Raw genomic sequence first — 20106 nt, 5'->3', positions numbered from 1 at the left:
GACCCCATGAACATTCAAACCTTTGATGATCTGCTGAGCGCCGCGCGCAGCCAGTCGTTGCCGCAACGCCTTCTGTTCGTCTTTGCCGACGTCGAGTTGCCCGACGACGCCACGCCGGCCCAGCGCCTTGAGTTCGAGCGGGGTGAGGGGGGCGCGCTGGTGCCGCAGATGTGCGTGGACAAAGGCTTGGACGAGCTTCACTCGTTCGACCAGTTGGTGCACGAGGCCAACGCCTTTGGCCAGCCCTGGGGCATGGTGTTCGCCGCCGCACTTGCCGGCACGCCGGGCCACCAGCCCGAGAGCCCCGAAGCCGAACAGCCGTTGCAGGACATGGTGGAGGCTATCCGCCAGGGACGTTTGCAGGCGTTCATTCCGTTTGACCCACGCGGCCATGCCATGGCGCTGGGCTGAGATGGCCAGTTCAATTCCTATGTCGTCCATCACCCTGCCTGGGCACCGAGCACCCGCGGCAGGCTTCGAGGCGCCGTTCGAGATGCTGGGCGCCTGCCACGAACGCGTCGAACGGATGCTGGGCCTGCTGGCCAAGCTGCAGCACCATGTGTTGGCGCATGGCTGGGACGAGAGCGTGGCCAGCGCTGCGCGCGACGTCATGCGCTACTTCGATCAGGCCGCGCCGCTGCACCACGAAGACGAAGAGCGCCATGTTTTTCCGCCCTTGCTGGCCGGCGACGATGCAGCCCTGCGGCGGGCGGTCCAGCGCCTGCAGCAGGACCATCGAGACATGGAAGCTGCATGGGTGGCGGTGCGGGCTGTATTGGCCTCAGTGACAGAGTCGCCCCCGCCCGGGTGGGCGCACTTCAGTGCGCCCGAAGAGGCCACGCTTACCCATTTCACGCGCCTGTATGACGGCCACCTGCACGAAGAGGACGGTCTGGTCTACCCATCTGCCCACGCCTGTTTGTCGCCCGAAGCCCTGGAGATCATGAGCACCGACATGATGCTACGCCGCGGGCTGCAACCTGACTGACACTCATACCTGTTGAATTGACTGGACCTTCGGTCTTCGCCAAGAGTGCTCGACCCTTGAACACTCGGTCATAGTCAGCCGTTTCTTCAGGAGCCGACCCTCAATCCCTTTGATTGAGATGAATGGATGACCGCTATGCGGCAAAAATTGCAGGTCAGCTCACTACTCACCAACGTCAGCAATCGCTGCACAGCAGTCATTCACAAACCGACGCCGGCCGCCGAAAACCGGCGGGGTGTCCAGCTTCAGTAAGCACCCATGTAGTCCCGCTTACCAATCTCAACCCCGTTGTGCCGCAAGATGCCATACGCGGTGGTCACGTGGAAGAAAAACTGCGGCAGGCCGTAGTGCAGCAGATAGGCGCTGGCCATCAGCTTCTTTTCCTTCGGCGTGCCGGGGCGCAGCACGATCTCGCGGCTCTCGCTTGAATCGAATTGATCCGGCTTGAAGGAGCCGACATGGGCCAGGGCCTTGGTGATCAATGCCTGCAGGTCCGCGAAGCTGGCTTCGGTGTCCGGCCAGGACGGCACCTCGGCACCGGCCAGGCGGGAGGCAATGCCCTTGGAGAAGTCTGCGGCGATCTGCACCTGACGGATCAGCGGGAGCATGTCGGGAAACAGCCGTGCCTGAAGCAGCGCATCGGGATCGATCTTCTTTTGCGCGGCGTGGTCTTCGGCTTTCGTGAGCACATCCGACAAGGCCTTCAGCATCTGCTGCAGGACGGGAACGGAGGCGGTGTACAGAGGGCTGGTCATGGTGGATCAATTCACTTTCTGGTGGGGCAAGATCGCCGGGGCTGGCATGGCAGAGGCCCTGCCGACCCTGTGAGGCTACCAGCATGATGCGTGCGTCTGCGGTCTAGCGCACAGTTTCAGACCCCCTGGTCATGCAAGGATCGCTGTGAACCAGTTCGCCGGTCGGCACAGGCTGGCGGCCTTTTGGCAAACAGGAGAAGCGGGATGCGCAAGGTGTTGGGGGCAGTGGTGGCCGGCCTGGTGGCAGGCGGCGTCATGTTGTGGCTCCTGGAGCCATACAAAGCCCGTTTTCCCGGCGAGTGGGCAGCCATCTTCGATCTGGCGTGGGCTCCCATGCCGCTTCCCCGACTCGTCGTCGCCATTGCCGTGTTGGCCATCGGTTTCCTTCTGCTCGAGTACGCGGTCAGTGGGCGAGAGAACAAGACGCAACAGGCAGGCCAGGGGAAAGCCAAAGCCGTCGCCAGTGGCCCGTCGAAGCTGGAACCCAGTTTCGATGCGCCTTCCGATCAGAAGATGGACCGCATGAGCCTCACGGACGATGAACAAACCGTGCTGTCGTCACTGGCCGGGTTCGCCACCAGCGTCGATGCCGACAAGCTGCAACGAAACACCGGATTGAATGAACGCCGCTTTGAGAATGCGTTGGGCAACCTGCGCATTCGATCCTTCATCGACGATGTGCCGCTCGACGAGCGACGCAGCATCGCGTTGAAAGAGGATGGCCGCAGGTACGCCATCAAACACAGGCTCGGCCAGAAGTTGGTGGCTTGAAGCAGGCTTCGTACTGGCTAACCAGAAGCCGGCAAGCGGCCCAATGCAAGGAAGCTCCAGCTGATGTCCGTCCGCCCGAGCATGTCCTCGCGCTCCGCCTGGTGGATGCAGCGCAACCCATGCCCCGCCGCCAGACGAAGCGTTTCGTCTGCGGAGACGCCGAACATTCTTCTGCCCTCGGGTATCGGGCCGTGCCGAAGCGACAGGAACACCCGTCCGTTGTCGGCCACCAGTTCCGCAATGGCCTCCATGGCCGCTTCCCGTTCTTGAGGGTCAAGGTGCATCCACACCGCGGTGAGAAGCACGATGTCGAACTGGCGCTTTGCGCGCCGCAACACGTTCAGCGCGGGGAGATGATCGTCCACCCATTCGATGGGCAGTGCACCATGAAGGCGTTGCCCTTCACGGCGAAGTTCGCTGGTGGGCTCCACAGCAACCACCTGGTGACCGCAGCGAGCGAGTGCGGCAGCATCGCGCCCGGACCCGGCTCCGATGTCCACCACGCTGGATGGCTGTGTAGGGAACAGGTGCATCAGGTCACGGTAGACCTCGGCAAAGGTGATGCTCTCGTATTGCGTGGCAAGGGCCGATGCATTCGCACCGTATCCAGCTGAACCGGGGATTTGAGACGTCACTACGCCGCCCCCACCGCCTTCAAGATTTCTTCGGCCGTCCCCGGCGCATTCATCCTTTCCGCATTCCCGCCCGCCTGCGCCACTGCATCTCGCAAGGCTTCAAACACGCTGATCGCCAGCATGAACGGCGGCTCGCCCACGGCCTTGCTGCCGTGCACGTTGTCTTCGCGGTTGGCTTCGGGCCACAGGTCGGTCTTGAAGTGTTCGGGGATGTCGCCGGTGGCGGGGATCTTGTAGGTGCTGGGGGCGTGGGTCTGCAGGTAGCCCTTGTCGTTCCAGACGAGCTGCTCCGTCGTCAGCCAGCCCATGCCCTGCACGAAGCCGCCTTCGATCTGGCCGATGTCGATGGCGGGGTTGATGCTGCGGCCGACGTCGTGAAGGATGTCGACCTTGAGGACGCGGCTTTCGCCCGTCAGGGTGTCGATGGCCACTTCGGTCACCGCCGCGCCGTAGGCGAAGTAGTAGAACGGGCGGCCGGTGAGGGTGGTCTTGTCGTAGTGGATCTTGGGCGTGCGGTAAAAGCCGTCGCTCCAGAGCTGGATGCGGTTGGCGTACGCGGCGCTCACCACGTCTTCGAACTTGCGGGTGTTGGCGGGCGTGATGACCTGGCCACCTTCGAAGCGCACGGCGCCGGCACCGCAGTTGTCCAGGCCGGAGACGAACGCGGCCAGGTTGTCGCGCACGTGCCGGGCGGCAAACTGCGCGGCGCGGCCGTTCAGGTCAGTGCCGCTGCTGGCGGCGGTGGCGCTGGCGTTGGGCACCTTGCTGGTGTCGGAAGCGGTGGAGAGTACTTTCTCGAACGGCACGCCCAGCTCGTCGGCCACGATGGCGGCCACCTTGGTGTTGAGGCCCTGGCCCATTTCGGTGCCGCCGTGGTTCACCTGCACGCTGCCGTCGGTGTACACGTGCACCAGCGCGCCGGCCTGGTTGAACAGCGTGGCGGTGAAGCTGATGCCGAACTTCACCGGGGTGAGCGCCATGCCTTTCTTGATGACGGGGCTCTGCGCGTTCCAGTCCGCGATCTGCTCGCGGCGTTCGCGGTAGCCGCTGGTGTGGGCCAGCGTGGTCATGAGCGGTTCGAGGATGTTGTCTTCCACCTTCATCTGGTAGTGGGTGACGTTGCGGTGGGTGGGATGGGCTTCGACAAGCTCAGCCCGAACGGAGGTCTGCTCAGCCCGAACGGAGGTCGGCTCGGGGCTAACGGACTTTTTCCGTTCGCCCTGAGCCTGTCGAAGGGCATGCGAGGTGGTCGGCTCGTCGCTGTACAAATTGCGCAGTCGCACATCCAGCGGGTCCATGCCGAGCGTGCGCGCAATGTCGCTCAGGATGCGTTCGATCACGATCACGCCCTGCGGGCCGCCGAAGCCGCGGAAGGCCGTGTGGCTTTGAATGTTCGTCTTGCAGCGGTAGCTGGAGATGGCCACGTCTTCCAGGAAGTAGGCGTTGTCGGCGTGGAAGATGGCGCGGTCCGCCACGGGGCCGGAGAGGTCGGCGGAAAAGCCGCAGTTGGCCAGCATCTCCAGCTCCAGCCCGCAGAGCAGGCCGGTCTCGTCGAAGCCGGCGCGGTAGTGGTAGGCGAAGGGGTGGCGTTTGCCGGTGATCATGAAGTCGTCGTCGCGGTCCAGTCGCAGCTTCACGGGGCGCTTCAGCCGGTTGGCGGCGACGGCGGCCCATACCGCCAGGTGCCCGGCCTGCGTTTCCTTGCCGCCGAAGCCGCCGCCCATGCGCCGGCATTCCACCGTCACGGCGTGGTTGTCCAGCCCCAGCGCGTGCGAAACCCAGTGCTGCACTTCGCCCGGGTGCTGGGTGCTGGAGTACACCCACCACTGGTCCTGCTCGAGCGGCAGCACATACGCCACCTGGCCTTCCAGGTAGAAGTGCTCCTGTCCGCCGATCTCGAAGTTGCCTTCCAGCACCTGCGGCGCGCGCTTCAGTGCGGCGGCGGCGTTGCCGCGCTTCACATGCACCGGCGGCAGCACATAGCTTTGCAGCGCGTGCGCCTCGTGCACGCTGATCACGGCGGGCAGCGGTTCGATATCGAACTTCACCAGCCGCGCGGCGCGGCGCGCGGTCATCACGTCGTCGGCCACCACGAGCGCGGCCACCTGGCCAAGGAACTGCACGGTGTCGGTGGCGAAGATGGGTTCGTCGTGCGCGAAAGCGGCGAGCATCGGGTCGCCGGGAACGTCGGCGGTGCTGAAGATGCCGCGCACTCCCGGCACGGCCAGCGCGGCAGAGGCATCGAGCCCGCGCAGCTTGCCGTGTGCCACGGGTGAGCACACCGGCGCGGCGTGCAGCGTGCCGCGCACTTCGGGGATGTCGTCTATATAGGTGGCGCCACCGGCCACCTGGGCGCGAGCGCTCTCGTGGAAGCGGGAAACGCCGGCGGCGCGTTCGGCCTTGGGTTGCTTGGGCGTGGTCGGGATGGGGGCTTCAGGCGCGATCTCTGCGTCTCCCCGGGAAGAGATCACCACCGGCGTGTCGGCGGATGTTTTGTCGCGTGCGTTCATGCCACAGCCTCCAGGTCGGATGCGGTCAGGCTTTCCAGGTTGATGCGTTGCAGGCCCTGGCTCTCCAGCCAGAAGCGCTGCAGCAGGTTGCCCAGCACCGTGTGGCGGTAGGCGGCGCTGGCGCGCATGTCGGAGATGGGCTGGAATTCGGCGCGCAGCGCAGCGGTGGCGGCCATCACGGTGTCGGCGTTCCACGGCTGGCCGAGCAGGGCGGCTTCGGTCTGGCGCGCGCGCACCGGCGTGGCGGCCACACCGCCGGCGCCGATGGACACGGCCTTGACCGTGCCGTCCTCCACCGTCATGCGGATGGCCAGGCAGACGGCAGAGATGTCGTCGTCGAAGCGTTTGCTGATCTTGTAGACCTTGGCGGTTTCGCCCTTCACCGGCCTGGGCACCTTGATCCAGCACAGCAGCTCGTCGGGCTTCATCACGTTCTGCCGATAGCCGGTGTACAGGTGTTCCAGCGGCATCTCGCGGTGGGCGATGGCGCCGCGCTTCGCGTCCCAGCGCATCAGCACCACGTTCGCCCCCAGCGCAATCAGCAGCGGCATGGAGTCGCCGATGGGCGAGCCGTTGGCCACGTTTCCACCCAGCGTGCCCGAGTTGCGCACCGGCAGGCCGGCGAAGCGTTGCGCGAAAATCTTGAGCTGTGGGCGCTCGCTCACGAGGGCGGCGTAGGCGTCGGTCAGCGTCACGGCCGCGCCAATGGCAATGTGGTGCGCATAGGTTTCCACGCGGCGCAGTTCCTGGGTGGCAGTCACGTCCAGTACCTGGGCGAACCGCTTGTGCATCTTGGTGACCCACAGGCCCACGTCGGTGCAGCCGGCCACCACCTGGGCTTTCGGGTGCGCGGCGCGCGCCTGCAGCAGGGCGGGCAGGGTGGTGGGGCGCAGGTAGCTTTCAGCCGGCGCGGGTGCGAGATTCTTGAGGGCCGCCACGGTGGCAGCCTCATTCACACCACAACCGGCCGGCAAGTGCAGGGCGCCCATCTGCTGCGCCGCATCCAGGATGGGGCGGTAGCCGGTGCAGCGGCACAGGTTGCCCGAAAGCTCCACCTGCGCCTGGGTGCGGTCGATGCCCTTCCCGCCACCACTGTTCTGGTACATGCCAAACAGGCTCATCACGAAGCCCGGGGTGCAGAAACCGCACTGGCTGCCGTGGCACTGCACCATGGCCTCTTGCGCGGGATGGAGGTGGCCCCCACGCTCCGCCGCTGATGCGGGTCGCTGCCCCCCGTGGGGGCTGACCCCGCCTTGGGGCGGCCCGGCGGCGGGGTCGTCGCTGCGAGCACTGATGTCCTCCACCGTCCACACCGCCAGCCCCTGGACAGAATGCGCCAGCCGGATGCAACTGTTGATGGCCTTGTATTCCAGCCGGCCGCCCACCACCTCGCCCAGCACCACGGTGCAGGCGCCGCAGTCGCCCTCGCCGCAGCCTTCCTTGGTACCGGTGCAGTGCAGGTCCTCCCGGAGCACCTCGAGCAGGGTGCGGTCGGGGGCCACGTTGTCCAGCGTCACGGGCTGGCCGCGCCGCAGGAAGCTCAGGGTTTGTGCTGATTTTTGGGGTGTCATGCGCGCCAGCATAGCGCCGGCCCCATGGCACAACATATGCTCAGCCATATGTCCAGAATGCCCAAAACACCATTCACCAGCATATGACACCGGTATGAAATACGGGGCCATGTTCGACAAGATAGACCTGCACCTCATTCGCGTGTTGCACACCGTGCTTACCGAACGCAGCGTCTCGCGTGCGGCGCTGCGGCTGGGGATGTACCAGCCGGCGGTGAGCGCGGCCCTGAAGCGCCTGCGGGAGTTGGCCGGAGACCCCCTTCTGGTGCGTTCGGGCTCGGGCATGGTGCCCACGGTGGCCGGCCTGCGCATGATCGAACCGGCGGCCGACATCCTTCGCATCGCCGAAGTGCTGTTCTCCGACGCCCGCAGCTTCGACCCCGCCACCGCCCACCACAGCTTCAGCCTGGCCGCCAGCGACTACCTGGACCCGCTGTTCCTGCCGCAACTGGTCACGCAGATCAAGAGCCTGGCGCCGCACTGCCCCATCGACATCCACCCGCTCTCGCGCGATTCGGATTACCGCAACCACCTGGCGCAAGGGGATGTGGACGTGGTCATCGGCAACTGGGCGCAGCCGCCGGACGATCTGCACCTGGGCCGGCTGTTCGGCGACGAGGTGGTGTGCCTGGTGTCCAGCCAGCACCCGGCCGCGCGGCGTGGCTGGGATGTGGAGGCCTGGCTGGGCGCCGAGCACATTGCACCCACGCCAACCCACCCCGGCGCGCGCGGCTTCATCGACGACCACCTGGCCAGCCTGGGCCTGGTGCGCAACATCACCGCACGTTGCCCGCATTTCGGGCTGATTCCGGCCATGGTGGCGGGCAGCCTGCTGGTGCTGACCACAGGGCGTCAGTATTGCGAACGCTTCACCAGCGTGCTGCCGGTGAAGGTGCTGCCCAGCCCGGTGGAATTCCCCCGGATGATGTATTACCAGCTCTGGCACGAGCGCACCCATGCGTCCAACGCGGCGCGCTGGCTGCGCGAGCAGATCAAGACGGTCGCCGCTTCGCTCAAGCGGCTGGACGCCGAGTCCTGACCCACCCATAAAGGAGACCCATGACCACACCCCGACTACAACTCAGCGGCATCACCAAGCGCTATCCCGGTGTGGTGGCCAACAGCGATGTCTCGCTCACCGTGCAGCCGGGCGAGGTGCACGCCGTGCTGGGCGAGAACGGCGCCGGCAAATCCACGCTGATGAAGATCATCTACGGGTCGGTCAAGCCCGACGAAGGCACGGTGATGTTCAACGGCCAGCCGGTGCACATCCGCAACCCGCAGGAGGCGCGCGCGCTGGGCATCAGCATGGTGTTCCAGCACTTCAGCCTGTTCGACACACTCACCGTGGCAGAAAACGTGTGGCTGGGGCTGGACAAATCGCTCACGCTGCCGGCGGTGGCCGCGAGCATCACCGCCAAGGCGGCCGAGTACGGGCTGGACATCGATCCCTCGCGCCCGGTGCACACGCTCAGCGTGGGCGAGATGCAGCGGGTGGAGATCATCCGCGCGCTGCTCACCAACCCGCAATTGCTGATCCTGGACGAGCCCACGTCGGTGCTCACGCCGCAGGCGGTGGAAAAATTGTTCGTGGTCCTGAAGAAGCTGGCGTCGGAGGGCTGCAGCATCCTCTACATCAGCCACAAGCTGCACGAGATTCGCGAGCTCTGCAACGCCTGCACGGTGTTGCGCGGCGGCAAGGTCACTGGCGTGTGCGATCCGCGCCAGGAGAGCAACGCATCGCTCTCGCGCCTGATGATCGGTGCGGAACCGCCGGCGCTGAACGTGCGTGAACTGCACGCGGGTGCGGCGGTGCTGGAGGTGAGCGGACTCACGCTGGCGAGCGACGACCCCTTTGGCACGCAGCTCCATGACATCGCGCTGACCGTGCGCGCGGGCGAGGTGGTGGGCATTGCCGGTGTGTCGGGCAACGGCCAGAGCGAGCTGCTGTATGCCCTGTCGGGCGAAGACCGCCGCGCACCTGCCGGCAGCATCCGCGTGAGCGGACAGGACGCCTCGCGCTACGCGCCCGGGCGTCGACGCGCACTCGGCCTGCACTTCGTGCCGGAAGAACGGCTGGGGCGCGGCGCGGTGCCCACGCTGTCGCTGGCGCAGAACCTGCTGCTCTCGCGCAGCGACGCGCTGGGCGCGGGTGGGTGGATCAAGGTGAACGCACTCCGGAAGCAGGCGCAAGACGTGATCGCCCGCTACAACGTCAAGGCCAACGGGCCGGACGCGGCGGCCAAGTCGCTCTCGGGCGGCAACCTGCAGAAGTTCATCGTGGGCCGAGAGATCGAAGCGAGCCCCAAACTGCTGATCGTCAGCCAGCCGACCTGGGGTGTGGACGTGGGCGCGTCGGCGCAGATCCGCGGGCAGATCCTGGCGCTGCGCGACGCCGGTTGTGCGGTGCTGGTGGTGAGCGAGGAGCTGGACGAGCTTTTCGAGATCAGCGACCGCCTGCACGTGATCGCCAAGGGCCGGCTCTCGCCCAGCCTGGACCGCAAGGACGCGACCATCGAGCGCATCGGCGAATGGATGTCGGGCCTGTGGGACAACGCCGCAGAACACCAGAAGAAGGAGGTCGCCCATGCTGCGGCTTGAAGTCCGTCCCCAGCCCTCGGCGCGCTGGGGCTATGCCTCTCCCTTGCTGGCGCTGCTGATCACGGTGGTGATCGGCGTCATTCTCTTCGCCGTGCTCGGCAAGGATCCGGTTCGTGGACTGCAGGTGTTCTTCTGGGAACCCATCAAGAGCACCTACGCGCTCTCCGAGCTGATGGTCAAGGCCACGCCGCTGCTCATCATTGCGCTGGGGCTGGCGGTGTGCTTCCGCTCCAACGTGTGGAACATCGGCGCCGAGGGCCAGTACATCATCGGTGCCATCTGTGCCGGCGGCGTGGCGCTGCTGGCCACCAAGGAAACCGGCGTGTGGATCATCCCCGCCGTGCTGGCCGCGGGCGTGCTGGGCGGCATGCTGTGGGCCGGCATCACCGCGCTGCTGCGAGACCGCTTCAACGCCAACGAGATCCTGGTGAGCCTGATGCTGGTGTATGTGGCCATCCAGGTGCTGAACTTCCTGGTGTACGGCCCATGGAAGGACCCGCAGGGCTACAACTTCCCCCAGACCAAGACCTTCGAATCCGTGACGCAGATCCCGCGCCTGATGAGCGGGTCGCGCGTGAACATCGGCCTGCTCCTGGCGCTGGCCGGCGTGGCGGCGGTGTGGGTGTTCCTGTTTCGCACCTATTCGGGCTATGCGCAGCTGGTGGGCGGTCTGGCCCCGGCGGCGGCACGTTATGCGGGCTTCTCTTCGCGCAAGGCCTTGTGGATCGCGCTGCTGACCTCGGGTGGTGCGGCCGGCCTGGCTGGTGCGCTGGAGGTGGCAGGTCCGATCGGCCAGCTCACGCCGTATGTGCCCGCGGGCTACGGGTTCGCGGCCATCATCGTGGCCTTCGTGGGCCGGCTGCACCCGGTGGGCATCGTGTTCTCGGCCGTCCTCATGAGCATGTTCTACATCGGCGGTGAACTCGCGCAGTCGCGCCTGGGTCTCCCCAAATCCATCACCGGGGTGTTCCAGGGGCTGCTGCTGTTTGCGCTGCTGGCTTGCGACACGCTGATCGCTTACCGCCTCGTGTGGAAAAAGTAATTCAACAGGACCACGCACCATGGAATCCATCGCACTGCTTTTCGCCGCCTCGCTCAACGCGGGCACCGTGCTGGCCATTGCCTCGCTGGGCTTGCTGATCAACGAGAAGGCCGGCATCGTCAACCTCGGTGCCGAGGGCATGATGCTCTGCGCGGCGCTGGCGGGCTTTGCCACGGTGGTGCACACCGGCAGCACCGCGCTGGGATTTGCGGCGGGCATGGGCGCCGGGGCCTTGCTTGCGGCCATCTTCGGCGGGCTGGTCATCTGGCTCAACACCAACCAGTACGCCACGGGCCTGGCGCTCAGCCTCTTCGGTGCGGGCTTCTCGGCGTTCGCGGGCAGCCGATACGTGCAGGAAAAGCTGCCCGAGCAGACGCAGTTCGCGATTCCCTTCCTCAGCGACATTCCCCTGGTGGGCCCGGCGCTGTTCCGCCACCACCCCATGGTCTACGCCTGCGTGGCCCTGGTGCTGGCCTTGATCTGGTTCCTGTACCGCACGCGCTCGGGACTGGTGCTGCGCAGCGTGGGCGAGAGCCCGGAATCGGCCCATGCGCTGGGTTATCCCGTGCGCCGCATCCGCATGATGGCGGTGATGGCCGGCGGTGCGCTCTGTGGCCTGGCCGGTGCGTACGTGTCCACCGTGTACACACCGCTGTGGGTGGAAGGGATGATCGCCGGCAAGGGCTGGATCGCGCTGGCGCTCACCACGTTCGCCACCTGGCGCCCGGCACGCGTGTTGCTTGGTGCCTACCTGTTTGGCGGCGTGACCATGCTGCAGTTCCACCTGCAGGGCATCGGCGTGAACGTGCCCAGCCAGTTCCTGACGATGATGCCGTACCTGGCCACCATCGTGGTGCTGGTGCTGATCTCCCGCAACCCCACCTGGATCCGGATCAACATGCCCACCTCCATCGGAAAACCCTTCTACCCAGGTGCATAATTTGTCGATACCGTACGGTACCCAGACCTGTATTCAACTCCGCTTTTCCACCACCCTTCCCACACCGAGGAAACCATGACAGACCTGAACAAACGCTCCCTGATGAAGGTTGCCGCGCTGACCGCGTTGACCACTGCAGTGCTGATCGGCTGCGGCAAGAAGGAAGAGGCTGCTGCGCCTGCCGCTGCACCCGCGCCGGCTCCGGCGGCCGCCGAGGCACCGAAGCCCGAGCCGCTGAAGATCGCGTTTGCCTACGTCGGCCCGGTGGGCGATGGCGGCTGGACCTTCGCGCACGACAACGGCCGCAGGGCGATGGAGAAGGAGTTCGGCGACAAGGTGGTGACAAGTTTCGTGGAGAACGTGCCTGAGAGCGCCGACGCCGAGCGCGTGCTGCGGGATATGGCCAGCCAGGGCAACAAGCTGGTGTTCGGCACCACCTTCGGCTACATGGAGCCCATGCTCAAGGTCGCGGCGGACTTCAAGGACGTGAAGTTCGAGCACGCCACCGGCTACAAGACCGCCGACAACATGCGCACCTACGACAGCCGCACGTACGAGGGCGCTTACATGGCCGGCATCATTGCCGGCAGCATGACCAAGTCCAACACGCTGGGCGTGGTGGCTTCCATTCCAATTCCTGAAGTGATCCGCAACATCAACAGCTTCACCCTGGGCGCGCAGTCGGTGAACCCCAAGGTCAAGACCAAGGTGGTGTGGGTGAACGGCTGGTTCGACCCACCCAAGGAAACCGAGGCCGCCACCTCGCTCATCAACGGCGGTGCGGACGTTCTCTTCCAGAACACCGACTCGTCGGCCGTTCTGCAGACCGCCGAGAAGATGGGCAAGCGTGCCTTCGGCTGGGATTCGGACATGACCGCCTACGGCCCCAAGGCCCACCTGGGTTCGGCTGTGATCAACTGGGCGCCGTACTACATCAAGGCCACCAAGGACGCCCTGGAAGGCACCTGGACCACCGGCGGCGTGTGGTGGGGCGTGAAGGAAGGCGCGATCGACATGGTCTCGGTGGCCGAAGACGTGCCTGCCGATGCCAAGGCCAAGGTGGACGAAGTGCGCGCAGGCCTGAAAGCCGGCACCTACAACATCTGGAAGGGTCCGATCGTGGGCCAGGACGGCAAGGAAGTGCTGGCCAAGGACACCGTGGCTGACGACAAATTCCTCGGCGGTGTGAAGTTCTACGTCAAGGGCGTCGAAGGCAAGGTGCCGAACTGACCCACCCCCGCCGCGCTTCGCGCGACCCCCTCTAGGGGGCGGCATGTGCGGGCCGGCGGAGCCGGACCCGCCATGCCCTGGATGGAAAGCCGCCTCCGGGCGGCTTTCTTTTTGTCGCGAAGGATGAAGGCGAAGTGATCGAAGAGCAACTCTGGCACCCCGTCGTCGCGTCGCACGAGCTGCGCGACGAACCCGTGTCTGGCTCGCTGCTCGGCCAGCGGGTCGTGCTCTGGCGCGAGCACGCACACGGCTCGAGCCAGGTGCATGCCTGGGCCGACCGCTGTCCCCACCGGGGTGCGAGTCTCTCACTCGGACGCGTGCTCATCGGCCTGCATGGCGCGCGGCTGGAGTGCCCCTACCACGGCTGGCAGTTCGAAGCCGGCGGGCGCTGCCGGCATGTGCCAGCGGCCCCCGACTTTGAGCCGCCCGCTGGCCACGTGGCCACGGTGTTCGAGGCGCGCGAGCGTTACGGCCTGGTGTGGGTCCGCCTGCTGCCACCCACACAGCCGATGCCGGATGTGCCCGCCTTCGAGCCTGGTGACCATCCCGCGTGGCGGCAGGTGCTGTGTGGCCCTTACGAACTCAGCACGAGCGCGCCGCGCCTGGTGGAAAACTTCCTCGACCTCAGTCACTTTGGCTTCGTGCACGAAGGCTGGCTGGGCGAGCGCAGCCATGCGCAGGTCGATATCGGCCAGGTGGAAGAGGGCGCCGACGGGCTGCAGGTGAACGGCGCGCGTGCCTGGCAACCCCGCGCCTACGCGCAGGCCGAAGGCGGCGCGTGGATCGCCTACCGCTACACCGTGCCGCATCCCTATGCGGCCATCCTGCGCAAGGATGCGGCAGAGGGCGACCCGGTGAGCAACGCCATTGCGCTCTTCGTGCGGCCCGACGGGCACGAAACCTGTACCGCCTGGTTCGCCATGGCCACGCAGGGCGATCCCTCCAGCGACGAAGCCTTGCGAACGTTCCAGGACACCGTGTTTTCGCAGGACCGGCCTGTGGTGGAATCGCAGACGCCGCGTGCGCTGCCGATTGGCCGGCTGGGCCCCATCACCGAGGTGCATGGCCCGGCGGACCGAGTGTCCAGCGCCTACCGCCGTTACCTCAAACGCCTGGGCATCTCGCTCGGAACCTGTTGAAACAAGAGAGTGAACATGACCACCGCCGCCGAACTGGCCGTTGCCATCCCCAAGGCCGAACTGCACATCCACATCGAAGGTTCGCTGGAGCCCGAACTCATCTTTGCCCTGGCAGAGCGCAATGGCCTGTCGCTTCCTTACGCCAGCGTCGAGGAACTGCGCGCGGCCTACGCGTTCACCGATCTGCAGAGTTTTCTGGACATCTATTACGCCGGTGCCAGCGTGCTCCTGCACGAGGCCGATTTCCACGACATGGCCTGGGCTTACTTCCTGCGGGCCAAGGCGGACAACGTGGTGCACAGCGAAGTGTTCTTCGACCCGCAGACGCACACCGCGCGGGGCGTGCCCATGGCCACCGTGATCCAGGGCCTGTCCAGCGCCTGCGAGCGCGCGCGTGGCGAACTGGGCATGAGCGCCGAGCTCATCCTGTGTTTCCTGCGCCACCTGAGCGAGGAAGACGCGTTGGCCACGCTCGAAGCGGCGATGCCCTACCGCGCGCACTTCATCGGCGTGGGTCTGGATTCCAGCGAGGTGGGGCATCCGCCCTCCAAGTTCTCACGCGTGTTCGCGCGCTGCCGCGAACTCGACCTGCATGTGGTGGCGCATGCGGGCGAAGAGGGACCGCCCGAATACATCTGGGAAGCGCTGGACGACCTGAAGACCGAGCGCATCGACCACGGCGTGCGCAGCCTCGAAGACCCGAGGCTGGTGGAGGAACTGGCGCGCCGACGCATGCCGTTGACCGTGTGCCCGCTGTCCAACCTCAAGCTCTGCGTGGTGGAAGACCTGGCCCACCACCCCATGAAGCGGCTGCTGGATGCCGGCCTGTGCGCCACCGTCAACAGCGACGACCCCGCCTACTTCGGGGGCTACATGAACGCCAACTTCGTGCAGACCGTGCAGGCCCTGGACCTCTCGCGCGACGACGTCATCACCCTGGCGCGCAACAGCATCGAAGCCAGCTTCGTCAACGAAGAACGTCGCATGGAAATGACCGCCATGCTCGACGCCGCCATCAGCGGCTGAGGGGGTATGCGGCGAATGCGTGCTTTATTCGCCGCATATTTTGCGTCGAATAAGCGCTCTGTGCGGTGAAACGGGGCCATAATCTCCGCATGAAAAGCGGCGAATACAGACCCGATGCCCGGTATATCTGGCAGTCCCATCACTGGCCCGCGCTTCACTACGACCTCCCGGCGTTGAGCGAATCCTTGAGCCAGGTGATTCGCGCCCAGGGTTTGCTTTTGGGGCGCATGGCCGATGCCGGACTGGCTTCGCGCGACCGGGCCGCGCTCAGTGCATTGACCGAAGATGTGCTCAAGACCAGCGCCATTGAGGGCGAGCAGCTGAACGAGGATTCCGTGCGGTCCTCAGTCGCTCGCCGACTGGGCGTGGACATCGGCGCGCTCGCGCCGACCGATCGACATGTCGATGGGGTGGTCGACATGGTGCTTGACGCCACAGGAAACTGCCAGATGCCCTTGAGCGCGGACCGACTGTATGGCTGGCACGCCGCCTTGTTTCCTACCGGATTTGGTTCGCTCACCCGCATCCGGGTGGGCGCATGGCGCAACGATGCCAGTGGTGCCATGCAGGTGGTCTCGGGGCCCGTGCAGCGGCAGCGTGTTCACTTCGAAGCGCCGCCGGCGCAGCAACTCGATCTGGAGATGGCGCGCTTCCTGGACTGGGCCAATGCCCCCACGGGCGAGGCGGCCGTGATCAAGGCTGGCCTGGCGCACCTGTGGTTCGTCACGCTGCATCCCTTTGACGATGGCAATGGTCGCATCGCGCGCGCTGTGGGTGACCTGTTCCTGGCGCGCGGTGACGGCAGTCCACAGCGCTTCTACAGCCTTTCGTCGCAGATTCAGCGCGAACGCAAGGGGTACTACGAGATTCTGGAACGGACGCAGCGCGGCAATCTGGATGTGACGGCGTGGCTGGCTTGGTTCATCACCGCCTTGCAGCGCGCCGTCGACAGCGCCCACCACACGCTGGATTCGGTGTTGCTCAAGTCGACCTTCTGGCAACGATGGGCGCAGACGCCGCTCAACGACCGTCAGGTGTCCATGCTCAACCGCGTGCTCGATGGGTTTGAAGGGCGGCTGACCAGCGGGCAATGGGCCAAACTGACCAAGTGTTCGTCCGACACTGCCTTGCGTGACATCCAGCACCTGGTATCGCTCGGCGCCCTGCGCAAGACCGAGGATGGCGGACGCAGCACGGCCTACGAACTGGTGTCGAGCCGCTCGGCGTAAAATTCGCCCCCAGCGAGCCCGGTGCTTCCCCGGCTCGCTTTTTCATTCACGGAAGCCATGTAGAGGAACACCATGTACAAAAACCTCGTGGCCCGGTGCGCTCTGAGCGTGCTGGCGGTCGCCAGCTTTTTATCTCCCTTGTCCACCACCCAGGCACAGACGCCTGCGCCGCTGAGGGCCGCGTTCGTGTACGTGGCGCCGCTCACCGATGCCGGCTGGGTGCGCCAGCACGAACAGGGTCGTCTGGCGGTACAGGCCGCTCTGGGAACGCGCGTGGAAACGCGTTACGTGGAGAACGTGCCAGAGGGCGCAGACGCCGAGCGCGTGATTCGCGACCTGGCGCAGCAGGGCGCGCGCATCATCTTCACGCCCAGCTTTGGCTACATGGAACCCACGCTGAAAGTGGCGCGCGAGTTTCCGGACGTGAAGTTCGAATCGATCACCGGCTACAAGACCGCACCCAACGTGGCCACGGCGAATGCGCGCTATTACGAAGGCCGCTACCTGGCTGGTGTTGCGGCAGGTCGGCTGGCCACGCAGGCGGGCTATGTCGCCGGCTTCCCCATTCCGGAGGTCATCCAGGGCATCAACGCGTTCACCCTGGGCATGCGCTCGGTGAACCCGCGCGCCACCGTGAAGGTGGTGTGGCTCGGTGAGTGGTTCAACCCGCCGCGCGAGCGCGACGCCGCCATGACGCTGATGAACCAGGGTGCGGAGGTGCTGGCGTTCCACACCGGTTCCACGGCCGTGATGGCGGCCGCGCAGGAGCGCGGCAGGCTGGCCGTGGCCTACCACTCCGACATGCGCCGCGTTGCGCCCGATGCCCAGGTGGTGGCCGTGACGCATCTCTGGGGCGACTACTACACGCGGCGCGTGCAGGCCGTGCTCGACGGCACCTGGCAAAGCGCCAGCGTGTGGGGCGGCGTGAAGGACGGGATGATCCGCGTCGACGCGTTCGGCAGCAAGGTGCCGGCCGCCGTGCGCGAGGAGGTGCAGGCGCGCCAGGCCGACATGGCGGCCGGCAAGCTGCCGGTGTTCGCGGCCTCGCGCACGGCTTCGGTGCGCGACAACCAGGGCAGGACCGCGATCGACGCGGGCCAGGCGCTCAGTGATGCGCAGATCGTGGGCATGAACTGGCTGGTGGAAGGCGTGCAGGGCTCGGTGGACCGTTGACCTCCAGCGCCGTATGAGCCCTATGGGCAGGCCGGTATGCCGCGGCTTGCCCGACGCGTTAAGCTCGCCCGCATGAGAGCCTACCGCGCCGCCATCCTCCGTTTCGCCGACGACCAGACCCCTGTTCACGACGCCGATGGCCTGCTGGTAGTGGGACCCGATGCACAGGGCCGGCGCGTGGTGCGGGCCGTCGGCGACCACGCCACATTGATCGGCAACTACCCCGGTGTGTCGGTGGAAGACCTGCGCGGCAAGCTCATTGCCCCGGGCTTCATCGACATGCATGTGCACTACCCCCAGACGGATGTGATCGGTGCGCCGGCAGCAGGCCTGCTGCCCTGGCTGGAGAATTACACGTTCCCGCACGAGTCCCGTTTCGCGGATCCCGCGCACGCGGGCGAAGTGGCCCGATTTTTCTTTGACGAACTCGCGCGCCATGGCGTGACCACCGCGCTCACCTTTGCCACCTCGCACCCGGCCTCGGTGGATGCGGCTTTCGAGGAAGCCCGCGCGCGGGGCCTTCGCTTCATCACCGGCAAAGTGCTTCAGGATCGCCACAGCCCGGACGGCGTGCGAGACGAGACCGAGCAAAGCCTGATCGACACCGAATCGCTGATCCAGCGCTGGCACGGCGTGGACCGGCTGGGCTATGCCATCACGCCGCGCTTTGCGCCCACCAGCTCGCCCGCGCAGTTGCGCGGCGCGGGTGAGTTGGCAGCGAAGTACGGCGATGTGTGGATCCAGTCGCACGTGGCGGAGAACCGCGACGAGGTGCGCTGGGCGGCCGAGCTGTTTCCGCAATCGCGCAGTTACCTGGGCGTGTACGACGACTTCGGGTTGCTGCGACAGCGCGCCGTGTACGCGCACTGCATCCACCTGGACCAGGCCGATCGCGAACTGATGGCGCGCACCGGCGCCGTGGCGGCGGTGAGCCCGACGAGCAACCTGTTTCTGGGCAGCGGGTTCTTCGATTACGAAGCCGCCGACGCGGCGGGGATGGGCTATGGGCTGGCGAGCGACGTGGGTGGCGGCACGAGCTTCTCACCGTTCCACACCATGCTGGCGGCCTACTACGTGGGCCGCGAGGGCCAGACCAAGAAGGGCCTGAGCCTCACACCGGGGCAGCTCTGGTGGCAGCACACGGCAGGTGCTGCGCGGGCACTGGGGCTCGAAGGTGTGGTGGGCAATCTGCAGCCGGGCAACGACGCGGATTTCGTGGTGCTTGATCCGCAGGCCACGCCATTGCTCGCTCGCAAGACGTCTAAGGCTCGCAGTCTGGATGAGTTGCTGTTTGCGTTGATCGTGCTGGGGGACGACCGGGTGGTCGAACGCACGGTGGTCGCCGGACAGTAAGGTCGCCCCGCCGACAACCGGGGGCAACAAGGGTCCGGCTCCGCCGGCCCGAGATGCCGTCACCCCTCCAAGCGCCGAAGGCGCGCCAGAGAGGGGGGAAGCCGCGTCAGCGGCGCAGGGGGGTGCCTACGTATAAGTCAATGCCCGTGCTTTCCCCCAGAACACCTTGTACATGTACACCGTGTACCCGATGATCATCGGCAGGATGATCGCCACGCCGACGAAGATGACGGTGAGCGATTCGGTGGAGATGGCCGCTTCCCATACCGTCATGCGGCCGATCACGATGTCCGGGAAGATGCTGTAGGCCAGGCCGAAGAAGGCCAGGATGAAGATCAGCACCGTGGACGCAAACACCACCCAGCCATATCCCGCTTTCACCACGTTCGGCCGCGTCACCACCCAGCGCGCGGCAAAGAAGGCGATGGCGCAACTCAACGGAATCGGGGCCAGCGCAAACACCTCCGGCACGCTGAACCATTTCGCCACCACCCCGCCATTCACCAGTGGCGTCGCCGCCGAGATGGCCAGCAGCGCAAGACCCATCGGCCAGATCACGCGGGCCGCCCACTGCACCGCGCGGGCCTGCAGATCGCCGTCGGTCTTCATGATCAGCCAGCCCGCACCCAGCAGCACGTAGGCCGCCGGCAACGTGATGGCAATGCCCAGGCTGAAAGCCAGGCCGATCAGGCCGCTGTCGAAGCCCGTGATGTAGCTGCCCAGCATCCACCCCTGGGCGGTACTGGCCAACAGGGAGCCTGCAAAGAAGGCCCGGTTCCAGAACGGCACGTATTTCGTCGGCGCCTTGACGCGAAAGTCGAACGCCACACCGCGCAGGATCAGGCCGATCAGCATCACGGCCACCGGCAGGTACAGCGCCTGCAGCACCAGCCCGTGCGCCATGGGAAACGCCACCAGCAGCACGCCCACGCCCAGCACCAGCCAGGTTTCGTTCGCGTCCCAGAAGGGGCCGATGCTCGAGATCATCACGTCCTTCTCTTCCCTGGTATGCGCCAATGGCAGCAGGAGTCCGACGCCCAGGTCGTAGCCGTCGAGCACGACGTAAGCCAGCAGCGCCAGGCCCATCACGGCCAGGAAGATGAGGGGGAGGATTTCTGCCCAGGTGGTCATGGTGAGGTTCCT

At 66.0% G+C, this 20106-nt stretch carries 18 protein-coding genes; 13 read left to right on the top strand and 5 right to left on the bottom strand.

Annotated features, from left to right (window positions below; translation table 11 throughout):
* Positions 1-6 precede the first annotated feature (6 nt).
* Complete coding sequence (locus ACTIEY_RS02500) at positions 7-411, top strand: ribonucleotide reductase subunit alpha (protein WP_439517520.1); 405 nt, start codon at positions 7-9, stop codon at positions 409-411.
* A gap of 19 nt (positions 412-430) precedes the next feature.
* Positions 431-988 (top strand): hemerythrin domain-containing protein, encoded by a 558-nt coding sequence (locus ACTIEY_RS02495; protein WP_439517519.1) that lies wholly within the window; start codon positions 431-433, stop codon positions 986-988.
* 245 nt (positions 989-1233) lie between these two features.
* Here the strand turns inward: ACTIEY_RS02495 and ACTIEY_RS02490 are convergent, their stop codons facing one another.
* Positions 1234-1743: a DUF1993 domain-containing protein gene (locus tag ACTIEY_RS02490; RefSeq protein WP_439517518.1), complete on the bottom strand. Its 510-nt coding sequence runs from the start codon at positions 1741-1743 to the stop codon at positions 1234-1236.
* Between the two features lie 204 nt (positions 1744-1947).
* Between ACTIEY_RS02490 and ACTIEY_RS02485 the strand changes: the two genes are divergently transcribed.
* Entirely contained in the window at positions 1948-2514 is a 567-nt protein-coding gene (locus ACTIEY_RS02485; RefSeq protein ID WP_439517517.1) for a hypothetical protein, read from the top strand.
* 17 nt (positions 2515-2531) lie between these two features.
* Here ACTIEY_RS02485 and ACTIEY_RS02480 read toward each other — a convergent pair whose 3' ends face one another.
* The 3 genes from ACTIEY_RS02480 to xdhA form a co-directional block, all read right to left on the bottom strand.
* Positions 2532-3047 carry a class I SAM-dependent methyltransferase gene (locus ACTIEY_RS02480; protein ID WP_439517516.1) on the bottom strand — a complete coding sequence of 172 codons (516 nt, stop codon included), beginning with the start codon at positions 3045-3047 and terminating at the stop codon, positions 2532-2534.
* 101 nt (positions 3048-3148) lie between these two features.
* Complete coding sequence (gene xdhB / locus ACTIEY_RS02475) at positions 3149-5659, bottom strand: xanthine dehydrogenase molybdopterin binding subunit (RefSeq protein WP_439517515.1); 2511 nt, start codon at positions 5657-5659, stop codon at positions 3149-3151.
* Positions 5656-7230 carry a xanthine dehydrogenase small subunit gene (xdhA, locus tag ACTIEY_RS02470; protein ID WP_439517514.1) on the bottom strand — a complete coding sequence of 525 codons (1575 nt, stop codon included), beginning with the start codon at positions 7228-7230 and terminating at the stop codon, positions 5656-5658. Before xdhA ends, xdhB begins: the two co-directional genes overlap by 4 nt.
* A gap of 94 nt (positions 7231-7324) precedes the next feature.
* On the opposite strand from xdhA, the gene ACTIEY_RS02465 reads away from it, so the two are divergent.
* The 10 genes from ACTIEY_RS02465 (at position 7325) to guaD (ending at position 18963) form a co-directional block, all read left to right on the top strand.
* On the top strand, positions 7325-8269 hold the full coding sequence (locus ACTIEY_RS02465; RefSeq protein ID WP_439517513.1) for a LysR family transcriptional regulator: 945 nt from the start codon (positions 7325-7327) through the stop codon (positions 8267-8269).
* Positions 8270-8289: 20 nt separating this feature from the next.
* Positions 8290-9831 carry an ABC transporter ATP-binding protein gene (locus ACTIEY_RS02460; RefSeq protein ID WP_439517512.1) on the top strand — a complete coding sequence of 514 codons (1542 nt, stop codon included), beginning with the start codon at positions 8290-8292 and terminating at the stop codon, positions 9829-9831.
* A complete protein-coding gene (locus ACTIEY_RS02455) occupies positions 9818-10873 on the top strand; it encodes an ABC transporter permease (RefSeq protein ID WP_439517511.1) in 1056 nt (351 codons plus the stop codon). Before ACTIEY_RS02460 ends, ACTIEY_RS02455 begins: the two co-directional genes overlap by 14 nt.
* A 19-nt stretch (positions 10874-10892) precedes the next feature.
* A complete protein-coding gene (locus ACTIEY_RS02450; protein WP_439517510.1) occupies positions 10893-11813 on the top strand; it encodes an ABC transporter permease in 921 nt (306 codons plus the stop codon).
* 75 nt (positions 11814-11888) lie between these two features.
* Positions 11889-13043 carry a BMP family ABC transporter substrate-binding protein gene (locus ACTIEY_RS02445; protein ID WP_439517509.1) on the top strand — a complete coding sequence of 385 codons (1155 nt, stop codon included), beginning with the start codon at positions 11889-11891 and terminating at the stop codon, positions 13041-13043.
* 134 nt (positions 13044-13177) lie between these two features.
* Positions 13178-14182, top strand: a complete 1005-nt coding sequence (locus ACTIEY_RS02440; RefSeq protein WP_439517508.1) for a Rieske 2Fe-2S domain-containing protein — start codon at positions 13178-13180, stop codon at positions 14180-14182.
* A gap of 15 nt (positions 14183-14197) precedes the next feature.
* The gene (locus ACTIEY_RS02435) at positions 14198-15208 is read left to right on the top strand and encodes an adenosine deaminase (RefSeq protein WP_439517507.1); all 1011 of its coding nucleotides are present in this window, start codon (positions 14198-14200) and stop codon (positions 15206-15208) included.
* A gap of 89 nt (positions 15209-15297) precedes the next feature.
* The gene (locus tag ACTIEY_RS02430) at positions 15298-16437 is read left to right on the top strand and encodes a Fic family protein (protein ID WP_439517506.1); all 1140 of its coding nucleotides are present in this window, start codon (positions 15298-15300) and stop codon (positions 16435-16437) included.
* A 72-nt stretch (positions 16438-16509) separates the two neighbouring features.
* Positions 16510-17610 (top strand): BMP family ABC transporter substrate-binding protein, encoded by a 1101-nt coding sequence (locus tag ACTIEY_RS02425; RefSeq protein ID WP_439517505.1) that lies wholly within the window; start codon positions 16510-16512, stop codon positions 17608-17610.
* A gap of 72 nt (positions 17611-17682) precedes the next feature.
* Complete coding sequence (guaD, locus tag ACTIEY_RS02420) at positions 17683-18963, top strand: guanine deaminase (RefSeq protein WP_439517504.1); 1281 nt, start codon at positions 17683-17685, stop codon at positions 18961-18963.
* A gap of 126 nt (positions 18964-19089) precedes the next feature.
* Here the strand turns inward: guaD and ACTIEY_RS02415 are convergent, their stop codons facing one another.
* Entirely contained in the window at positions 19090-20094 is a 1005-nt protein-coding gene (locus tag ACTIEY_RS02415) for a cytochrome d ubiquinol oxidase subunit II (protein ID WP_439517503.1), read from the bottom strand.
* Between the last annotated feature and the right edge of the window lie 12 nt (positions 20095-20106).

Origin of the sequence: Hydrogenophaga sp. (genome assembly GCF_051858985.1) — a bacterium.
GTDB lineage: Bacteria > Pseudomonadota > Gammaproteobacteria > Burkholderiales > Burkholderiaceae_C > Hydrogenophaga.
Note: the sequence above shows the minus strand (reverse complement) of the source record. Positions and strands in the feature narration are given on the sequence as shown.

What these genes read in the sequence shown, in the direction of transcription:
- ACTIEY_RS02435 (WP_439517507.1), top strand. Translation starts at nt 14,198, where the DNA reads ATGACCACCGCCGCCGAACTGGCCGTTGCCATCCCCAAGGCCGAACTG.
- ACTIEY_RS02445 (WP_439517509.1), top strand. Translation starts at nt 11,889, where the DNA reads ATGACAGACCTGAACAAACGCTCCCTGATGAAGGTTGCCGCGCTGACC.
- guaD (WP_439517504.1), top strand. Translation starts at nt 17,683, where the DNA reads ATGAGAGCCTACCGCGCCGCCATCCTCCGTTTCGCCGACGACCAGACC.
- ACTIEY_RS02430 (WP_439517506.1), top strand. Translation starts at nt 15,298, where the DNA reads ATGAAAAGCGGCGAATACAGACCCGATGCCCGGTATATCTGGCAGTCC.
- ACTIEY_RS02495 (WP_439517519.1), top strand. Translation starts at nt 431, where the DNA reads ATGTCGTCCATCACCCTGCCTGGGCACCGAGCACCCGCGGCAGGCTTC.
- xdhB (WP_439517515.1), bottom strand. Translation starts at nt 5,659, where the DNA reads ATGAACGCACGCGACAAAACATCCGCCGACACGCCGGTGGTGATCTCT.
- ACTIEY_RS02480 (WP_439517516.1), bottom strand. Translation starts at nt 3,047, where the DNA reads ATGCACCTGTTCCCTACACAGCCATCCAGCGTGGTGGACATCGGAGCC.
- ACTIEY_RS02425 (WP_439517505.1), top strand. Translation starts at nt 16,510, where the DNA reads ATGTACAAAAACCTCGTGGCCCGGTGCGCTCTGAGCGTGCTGGCGGTC.
- ACTIEY_RS02415 (WP_439517503.1), bottom strand. Translation starts at nt 20,094, where the DNA reads ATGACCACCTGGGCAGAAATCCTCCCCCTCATCTTCCTGGCCGTGATG.
- ACTIEY_RS02455 (WP_439517511.1), top strand. Translation starts at nt 9,818, where the DNA reads ATGCTGCGGCTTGAAGTCCGTCCCCAGCCCTCGGCGCGCTGGGGCTAT.
- ACTIEY_RS02485 (WP_439517517.1), top strand. Translation starts at nt 1,948, where the DNA reads ATGCGCAAGGTGTTGGGGGCAGTGGTGGCCGGCCTGGTGGCAGGCGGC.
- ACTIEY_RS02460 (WP_439517512.1), top strand. Translation starts at nt 8,290, where the DNA reads ATGACCACACCCCGACTACAACTCAGCGGCATCACCAAGCGCTATCCC.
- ACTIEY_RS02465 (WP_439517513.1), top strand. Translation starts at nt 7,325, where the DNA reads ATGAAATACGGGGCCATGTTCGACAAGATAGACCTGCACCTCATTCGC.
- xdhA (WP_439517514.1), bottom strand. Translation starts at nt 7,230, where the DNA reads ATGACACCCCAAAAATCAGCACAAACCCTGAGCTTCCTGCGGCGCGGC.
- ACTIEY_RS02490 (WP_439517518.1), bottom strand. Translation starts at nt 1,743, where the DNA reads ATGACCAGCCCTCTGTACACCGCCTCCGTTCCCGTCCTGCAGCAGATG.
- ACTIEY_RS02500 (WP_439517520.1), top strand. Translation starts at nt 7, where the DNA reads ATGAACATTCAAACCTTTGATGATCTGCTGAGCGCCGCGCGCAGCCAG.
- ACTIEY_RS02450 (WP_439517510.1), top strand. Translation starts at nt 10,893, where the DNA reads ATGGAATCCATCGCACTGCTTTTCGCCGCCTCGCTCAACGCGGGCACC.